The sequence below is a fragment of the Paenarthrobacter sp. 22069 genome (genome assembly GCF_052046035.1).
In the GTDB taxonomy this organism is placed as follows: Bacteria; Actinomycetota; Actinomycetes; order Actinomycetales; family Micrococcaceae; genus Arthrobacter.
In genome coordinates this window covers 124,593-132,727 of record NZ_JBQEQF010000015.1, presented here as the reverse complement: position 1 = coordinate 132,727, position 8,135 = coordinate 124,593, and the positions used below count along the sequence as shown (strand labels likewise).

Below are 8,135 nucleotides of genomic sequence, written 5' to 3'. Positions count from 1 at the left end.
TGCCAGGAGGGTGGCGGCTTCCTGGCGGGTGGTGCCGGAGTCCTGGATGCCGTCGGCGATGTGGGCGAGTTCGGCGGGGATGTCGCGGCCTTTTTTGCGCATGGCGGTGGCCCAGAGGCGGCCGGCCCGGTAGGAGGAGCGGACCAGGGGGCCGGACATGACGCCGAGGAAGCCGATCTCTTCGGCTTCGTGCTGGAGGTCCACGAATTCCTGGGGTTTGACCCAGCGGTCCACGGGCAGGTGCCGTTCGGAGGGGCGCAGGTACTGGGTGATGGTGATCAGGTCGCAGCCGGCGTCGTGCAGGTCGCGGAGGGCTTCGCTGATTTCCTCGCGGGTTTCGCCCATGCCCAGGATGAGGTTGGATTTGGTGACCATGCCCAGGTTCCGGCCTTGGGTGATGACGTCCAGGGAGCGGTCGTAGCGGAACGCGGGGCGGATGCGCTTGAAGATCCGGGGCACGGTTTCGACGTTGTGGGCGAAGACTTCGGGTTTGGAGTCGCAGATCGCGGCGATGTGGTCGGGTTTGCCGGAGAAGTCCGGGATGAGCAGTTCCACGCCGGTGCCGGGGTTCAGTTCGTGGATCTTGCGGACGGTTTCGGCGTAGAGCCAGACGCCTTCGTCTTCGAGGTCGTCGCGGGCCACGCCGGTGACGGTGGCGTAGCGCAGCTGCATGGATTGGACGGAGCGGGCCACCTTGGTGGGTTCGAACCGGTCCAGGGGTGAGGGTTTGCCGGTGTCGATCTGGCAGAAGTCGCAGCGGCGGGTGCATTCGGAGCCGCCGATCAGGAAGGTGGCTTCCTTGTCTTCCCAGCATTCGAAGATGTTCGGGCAGCCGGCCTCTTCGCAGACGGTGTGCAGGCCTTCTTTTTTCACCAGGTTCTTCAGGCCCACGAACTCCGGGCCCATCTGGACCTTGGCCTTGATCCATTCCGGTTTGCGCTCCACCGGGACCGCAGCGTTGCGCTGCTCGATCCGCAGCATCTTCCGGCCTTCAGGTGCCAATGTCACAGTAGAGCTCCTTCAGGGCTCGAAACCAATGCTTCTTCATGCTTGCGGAATTCCTCCACAAAACGGTCCACGATGTCAGCGGGCCGGACCTCGTGGCCAGTCTCCAGCGACATGGTGGTCACTCCGGCATCCGTGATGCCGCAGGCGATGATCTGGCCATAGGGGGCGAGGTCGTTGCTGCAGTTGATGGCAATGCCATGCATGGTCACCCCGTTCAGGACGCGGATGCCAATCGCGGCGATCTTGCGGTCCGGGCCCTTGGCGTCGGCCTTGATCCACACGCCTGCGCGCCCCTTGATGCGTTCGGCCGTGATGCCGTAGTCCGCCATGACCGCAATCATGATCTCTTCCAGGCGTTCCACGTAGTCCCGGATGCCGGAACGGTTCTTCAGCTTCAGGATGGGGTAGGCCACCAGTTGGCCGGGGCCGTGCCAGGTAAGTTTGCCGCCGCGGTCCACTGCAACGACAGGTGTGCCGTCGAACGGCCGCTCGTGGTCCTCGGTGAGCTTGCCGGCGGTGTAGACGGCGGCGTGCTCCAGAAGCAGGACGGTGCTGGGGGCATCCCCGGCGACGACCTTGTCATGGAGTTCGCGCTGGGCGTCCCAGCCTTCCATGTAATCAACGAAGTCGGGGGCAAGACCCAGCTGTGAAAACTCAAGAGTCATGGCATCCAGCTTAGACCCCGAATCCGCGCCGGCCCCGTTTAGTGTCCAAGCTCACCGGCGGCACCCATTGTGACTGGTGAGGCCGGCGCCTGTGGATAACTTCTGCAGCCATTCGGCATCTCGACTAGACATGGACCATGGACGATGCACAGGCTCCAAACGTTCCCGGATACGACGTCGGCCGGCTGCTCGGCCGGGGCGGCAGCGCGGATGTGTGGCTGGCCAGGGAACAACGGAGCGGCCGGGAGTACGCGCTCAAGTGTTTCCGCTCCGGAGGCGGTGGGACGCGGGACGGGGACAGTACGGCGGTGACTGACGCGCCCCTCGCCGAAGAGGATATCCGGCGGGAAATCCGGATTCTGTCGGTCCTGGATCATCAGCACCTTATCCGGGCCCATGATGCGGTGCGGACGGCGGCACCCTGTAGCGGGACGGCCCTGACCATGGATTACGCTGTCGGGGGTTCGCTGGCGCAGCTCGTAGCAGCCCGCGGCAGGCTCAGCGTGGGGGAGACGGTCACCGTCCTGACGCCCATAGCCCAGGCCCTGGGGTACCTTCACGGCAAGGGATTTACCCATTCGGACGTGGCACCTGGAAATATCCTGTTCACTGGACAAGGCAAACCCATGTTGTCCGACGTCGGCGTCGCACGAATGCTCGGTGATCCGCGCACCACCACCGGCGCCGGTACGGCCGGCTTCACGGACCCTTCTCCGGTGGATACCGTGCGCGCCGGCCTGCAGCCGGAGCGCGACGTGTATTCGGCAGCCGCCCTCGGCTGGTACTGCCTTACCGGTGAAGCGCCGGGCAGGACTTCAGACCGGCCGCCGTTGTCCCTGCTGGTGCGCGGTGTCCCCAGGGACCTGGCTGTAGCCCTGGAAGCCGGGCTGAACGAGGACCGGCGGCTGCGGCCGAATGCGCTGGCGTTTGCCGCTTCGATCTACCGCAGCGCCGAACCCCAGCCGGTGGACCTGTCTGCGGCCGTCCATCCCACCGTGCTGCCTGAACTGCTGACCCGCAGGGCCGTCCCCGCCGCAGGGAAGGACGGCGGCTTTCGCGCCAAATTGCAGGGACTGCGGCGCCGGGCGGCAACGGCGCGCTGGGACCTCCGGCCGTCGGCTGCACCGTCGCGCGGCCAGGCCGGGGAACAACCTGCCGGGGGAGCCCGGAGACCGGCGGCGCATCACGGCAAACATGCCGGTTCGCCCCCTGCCGGCCGGGGAAGGCAGGTGCTGCTGCGGGCTGTCCTGCCCCCAGCAGCAGTGGTGGCGGCGGGAGCGTGGATGCTGCTGGGACCGGGTGGGCAGGAGATATGGTCCGGACATGCCGCCGCCGGCCCGGGAACACCAACAGCATCCGCGCCGGCACCCACTGCAGCCCCTGAATCCCCGGCCGCCGGAGGCAGTGCAGACGCTGCGGCACTGGATGCGGCACGGGTGCAGGCCGAAGCAGCCGACCCCGTGACTGCAGTCCGTGGCCTCGCCGGGATGCGGGACGCTGCCTTCAGCACCGGCGACCTGGACCTCCTGGCAGCCGTGAACGCCCCGGGCTCGTCGGCAGCAGCCGCGGACGGGCGCATAGCCGACCAGATGGCGGTCTCCGCCCAGCGGCTGGCCGGATTCGCCACCCTCCTCTCGGACGTCGCCCCGGAGGGGCAGCAGACCGCCACGCAGGCGCTGGTCCGGCTGACCTCCTCCACCTCCGGCTACCGGACCATCGATGCAGACGGCAAAGTGCTGGCCGAAGGCCCGCCCGGCCCGGCCCGGCCGCTGCGGCTGGTCCTGGTATCGGTGGACGGGCATTGGATGATCAGCGACATCCTGCCGGCCGGATAGACCGTGTCGAGGCCCTCGGGTCCAGGGATGCCATGCCCCAACTGCCATGGGACAGGTAGTTGGGGCAGCTAGGCCTTGCCGTCCCGGGCAACCACCCAGCGTGCGGCCTCGTCCAGGCGCGCGTACTCCCAGGGGTACCCGGCGGCTGAAAGGACTGCCGGCTCCATCCGCTGGCTGTGCAGCAGCAGTTCTTCGCCCAGTCCGGGCATGACCGTGCGCAGTACGGGGGCAGGAACCCTAAAGGCCGCAGGACGGTGCACGGCCCGGGCCAGCGCAGCGACGATCGTGTTGACGTCCGCCTGCTCCGGGGCGGCGACATTGACGGGCCCTGATACCTGGCTGTCCAGGAGGAAGAGGAAGGCGGCTGAAACGTCCGGAAGTGCCACCCAGGGCCAGAACTGGCGGCCGTTGCCGAAGGGGCCGCCCAGGCCAAGGCGAAGCAACGGGAGCAGCTTGCCCAACGCTCCGCCCGACCGGCTGAACACCACTCCGGTGCGGGGTGTCACCACCCGCACGCCTTCCGGCGCCGCCAGGGCGGCCTGCTCCCACTCAACACAGATCTGCGCCAGGGTCCCCGTGCCGGGAGGGGCGTCCTCGCGCAAGACGGTGTTGCCGGCGTCGCCGTAATACCCTGATGCCGACTGGCTGATGAAGGTTGCCGGGGGGACATCCAGCTTCGCCATGGCCTGCACGAGTGTCCGCGTCGGTTCCAGCCGGGAACTGAAAAGCTCCTCCACCCGCTTCCGCGTCCAGGGCTTGTCTCCGATGCCGGCGCCGGACAGGTTGACCACGGCGTCGGCACCGGCCAGCGCCTCCGGATCGAGGGCATGGGCGGAAGGGTCCCACCGGACTTCGCCGGGTCCGGTGGGCGACCGCCGTACCAGGGTCACCACGGAGTGGCCGGCATTGCGGAAGGCTGCGGACATGGAGGAGCCGATGAGCCCGGAGGCGCCGGCCATGACGATGTGCATGGTCCATCTCACCACGGCAGCGCCGGTTGTGGACCTCCCGCAGCCCAGCGGAGGGGTTGACTATGATCGAACGATGACCTTTTCGAGCTACTTCCGTTTCCCGCATGTGCACGGTGACCTGGTCACTTTCGTGGCCGAGGACGACGTGTGGATTGCGCCCCTGGACGGCGGCCGGGCCTGGCGTGTCTCGTCGCTCCAGCTTCCTGCCCGCAATCCCCGTTTCACCTCCGACGGCAAGCGGCTGGTGTGGACCGTGGTCCAGGGAACGGCCCCGGAGGTCGTGTCGGCACAGGTGGACGGCGGCGGGTACCGGCAGCTCACCTACTTTGGCCACAGCACTACAAAGGTGAAGGGCTTCACTGCCGCCGGTTCGGTGGTGGTCACCAGCGCCTTCCGCCAGGCGGAAAGCCGGCACACCTACGCGTACAGCGTCCCCCTGGAGGGCGGCTGGGCCCAGGAGCTTCCGTATGGCCCGGTGGAATCAGTTGCCTATGGCCCCGAGGTGGGCGACGAACGTCCCGTGGTCCTGGCCAGCGTCCTGTCGCGTGAACCGGCATGGTGGAAGCGGTACCGCGGCGGAACCGCCGGCAAGCTCTGGATAGACCGCGACGGCAACGGCGAGTTCGAGCGCCTGTTGCCCGACCTCGACGGCAACCTCACCGATCCCCTTTGGGTGGACGGCCGGATCGCCTTCCTCTCAGACCACGAAGGCTACGGCAACCTGTACTCCGTCCTTCCTGACGGAACCGGACTGCGCCGGCACACCGACCACCAGGACTTCTACGTCCGGCATGCCACCACCGACGGGAAACGGGTCATCTTCGAATCCGCGGGTGAACTCTGGGTCCTCCATGACCTGGGCTCGGAGGCCGTGAAGCTGGACATCACCCTTGGCTCTGCCTCGCAGACGAGACGTCCGGCGCTGCTCGACGCCGTCAAGCACCTGGGCGGCGCAGTCCCGGACACCGCTGGCTCCGCCAGCGCCGTGGAAACACACGGAACCATCCACTGGCTGCGGCACAAGGATGGGCCCTCCCGGATCATCGAAGCCACCCCCGGGGTCCGGGCCCGCCTGCCCAGACCCCTCGGTGACGGCAGGATCGCCTACATCGCCGACCACGACGGCGTGGAGGCACTGCACATCAAGGACATCGCCGCGCCGGTTCCGTACACCGCGGCAGCTGTGGAGGCGCAGGTCATCAACGCGGCAGCAGCGTCCGGACCGGCCGGTTCCGGGAACCGTGGCCAGAGCACACCGGACGGGCAGGACACCATCAGCCTGCCCCAGCCTGTTCCTGCCGCGGGGGCCGCGGTGCTGGCGGGCGGTGCCATCCATGTGCCGGCCGACGATGAGCAGCAGGCCGACGTGGCACCGCAGGCCGAATCCGCAGCGGCTGAGGCGCCGGCACCTGTGGCAGGGGAACGCATCACCGTCCCGACGCCGTCGCGCGCCAGCTCCCTGGAAGCAAGCCCGGATGGCCAATGGGTTGCCCTGGGCACCTCGTTTGGCGACGTGTACGTGGTGGACACCCGCAACGGAGACCTCACGCAGGTTGCCAGTATCGGCGAGGGCAGCATTGCCGAGCTGGCCTGGTCGGCGGACTCGCGCTGGCTGGCGTGGTCGGAACCGGTCACGTCCTTCGGTTCCCGCAGCCGGCTGCGCCTGGCGACGGTGGACCAGCTCGATGCCGCACCCATCGAAGTCACGGACGGCCGTTTCCGCGACGCCTCCCCGGCCTTCACCCCGGACGGCAAGTTCCTGGCCTTCCTGTCCAACCGCAGCTTCGACCCCGTATACGACGGACACTCGTTCGATTTGTCCTTCCCCAGCCCCATCAAGCCCTACCTGGTGGCACTCGCCGCGGAGACGCCGTCGCCCTTTGGTCCGTCGGTTGATCCGGCAGGCGGGGAGCCCGAAACGGCCACCGATGAAGCTGACGCAGGCCAGACGGGGGACAACGCGATTCCTGCAGTTCAGATGGACGCGGAGGGCCTGGCGCACCGCGTCATCGCTGTCCCCGTGCCGCAGGGTAATTACAGCTCGCTGGCTGCCGTGGACGGCGGCCTCCTCTGGCTGGACTCCGTCCTGTCCGGCGTGACCGGTGACGGCAAGGCCAGCCAGGAGGACAAGGACGCAAGGCCCACCCTGGTTCGGTACGACATTGCACGGCGTCGGCAAACCACCCTGTCCGACGCCGTGGAGAGCTACCGCCTGTCCGGCGACCGCAGCAAGGCAGTGCTGGTGTCCGACAAGCAGGTCACGGTCATCCCTTCCGACGCCAAAGCGGACGAGGAGTCCGGCAAGGTGGTCAAGGTGGACCTTGCGCGGATCCGCGTAGTCATGGACCCGCTGAGCGTGTGGGGACAGGCTTTCGATGAGGCCTGGCGCCTGCAGCGGGACTTCTTCTGGACCGAGGACATGGCCGGCCAGGACTGGGAATCCATCCACGCACGCTACCGACCCCTCGTGGAGCGTTTGGGCTCGCACGACGACCTGGTTGACCTGCTCTGGGAACTGCATGGCGAATTGGGGACGTCCCACGCCTACGTGCGCCCCGCTGCCGTCACCGAACGCGGCAGCCGTGGACAGGGGCGTCTGGGCGCTGACCTGGCACACACCGCCCGCGGATGGGAAATCACCCGGATCCTCGCCGGTGAGTCATCCGATCCGTTGGCCACCTCCCCGCTGACCCGGCCCGGCGTGGGCGCCAAGGCCGGAGATGTCCTGCTGGCCATCGACGGCGTGCCGCTGTCCGGGAGCGTCACGCCCGCGATGCAGCTGGTGGGGGCAGCCGGCCGTGCCGTGGAGCTGACGCTCCTCAACGGTCCGGGCCACGGCGGTGCGGAAGGCACCCAACGCAGGGTCGCCGTCGTGCCCGTGAAGGATGAGGAGCGCCTGCGCTACCAGGAATGGGTGGCCGGCAACCGGCGTACCGTTCGGGAAGCCTCCAACGGAACTTTCGGCTACCTGCACATTCCGGACATGATGGCCAATGGCTGGGCCCAGCTGCACCGCGACCTGGATACGGAAACGGCGCTCGACGGCCTGATCGTGGACGTGCGCCGCAACCGCGGCGGCCACACGTCCCAGCTCGTCGCGGAACTGATTGGCCGCAAGGTGACCGGCTGGAGCATGCCGCGGGGCGAGAAGCCGCGCACCTACCCCCACCACGCTCCGAGGGGACCGGTCATCATCCTTGCTGATGAGTTTGCCGGGTCCGATGGCGACATCATCACGCAGGTCTCGAAGCTGCGGGGCATCGGCCCGGTGATTGGAACCCGGACGTGGGGCGGCGTGGTGGGCATCGACAACCGCTTTGCCCTGGCCGATGGTACCGGCGTCACCCAGCCCCGCTATGCCAACTGGTTCAGCGGAGGGGTTGGCTGGGGCGTGGAGAACTACGGCGTTGATCCTGATATCGAGGTGGCCTACCCGCCGCACGCCTACGCCGCAGGACGCGATCCGCAGCTCGAGTACGGCATCGGCGCGCTGAAGGAAATGATCCAGGAACTGCCCACCGACCGGCCGCCGGCGCGATCAGGCTACCGCCGCCTGAAGCCGGGACCCCTGCCGGCCCGCCAGCAGACAAGCTAGCCAACAGGAAAGGCCCTGCCTCTCCGGGATCTCCCGGAAAGGCAGGGCCTTTGGCTTGTCC

5 protein-coding genes are annotated in these 8,135 nt (G+C 68.0%); 2 read left to right on the top strand and 3 right to left on the bottom strand.

What is annotated here, in order from left to right:
• Positions 1 to 1,008: lipoyl synthase (lipA, locus tag ACTJK0_RS13975; RefSeq protein WP_440745562.1), on the bottom strand; the 1,008-nt coding region annotated here is incomplete at its 3' end.
• Positions 1,005 to 1,673 (bottom strand): lipoyl(octanoyl) transferase LipB, encoded by a 669-nt coding sequence (gene lipB / locus ACTJK0_RS13970; RefSeq protein ID WP_440745561.1) that lies wholly within the window; start codon positions 1,671 to 1,673, stop codon positions 1,005 to 1,007. The genes lipB and lipA, both read right to left, overlap by 4 nt.
• 137 nt (positions 1,674 to 1,810) lie before the next feature.
• Here lipB and ACTJK0_RS13965 point away from each other — a divergent pair, with 137 nt between their 5' ends.
• Entirely contained in the window at positions 1,811 to 3,508 is a 1,698-nt protein-coding gene (locus tag ACTJK0_RS13965; protein ID WP_440745560.1) for a serine/threonine-protein kinase, read from the top strand.
• 68 nt (positions 3,509 to 3,576) lie between these two features.
• Here ACTJK0_RS13965 and ACTJK0_RS13960 read toward each other — a convergent pair whose 3' ends face one another.
• Positions 3,577 to 4,479, bottom strand: a complete 903-nt coding sequence (locus tag ACTJK0_RS13960) for a TIGR01777 family oxidoreductase (RefSeq protein WP_440745559.1) — start codon at positions 4,477 to 4,479, stop codon at positions 3,577 to 3,579.
• Between the two features lie 73 nt (positions 4,480 to 4,552).
• Here ACTJK0_RS13960 and ACTJK0_RS13955 point away from each other — a divergent pair, with 73 nt between their 5' ends.
• Positions 4,553 to 8,074 carry a S41 family peptidase gene (locus tag ACTJK0_RS13955; RefSeq protein WP_440745558.1) on the top strand — a complete coding sequence of 1,174 codons (3,522 nt, stop codon included), beginning with the start codon at positions 4,553 to 4,555 and terminating at the stop codon, positions 8,072 to 8,074.
• Positions 8,075 to 8,135 lie beyond the last annotated feature (61 nt).

Coding starts and splice junctions, on each gene's coding strand:
- lipB (WP_440745561.1), bottom strand. CDS start 1,673: ATGACTCTTGAGTTTTCACAGCTGGGTCTTGCCCCCGACTTCGTTGAT.
- ACTJK0_RS13965 (WP_440745560.1), top strand. CDS start 1,811: ATGGACGATGCACAGGCTCCAAACGTTCCCGGATACGACGTCGGCCGG.
- ACTJK0_RS13960 (WP_440745559.1), bottom strand. CDS start 4,479: ATGCACATCGTCATGGCCGGCGCCTCCGGGCTCATCGGCTCCTCCATG.
- ACTJK0_RS13955 (WP_440745558.1), top strand. CDS start 4,553: ATGACCTTTTCGAGCTACTTCCGTTTCCCGCATGTGCACGGTGACCTG.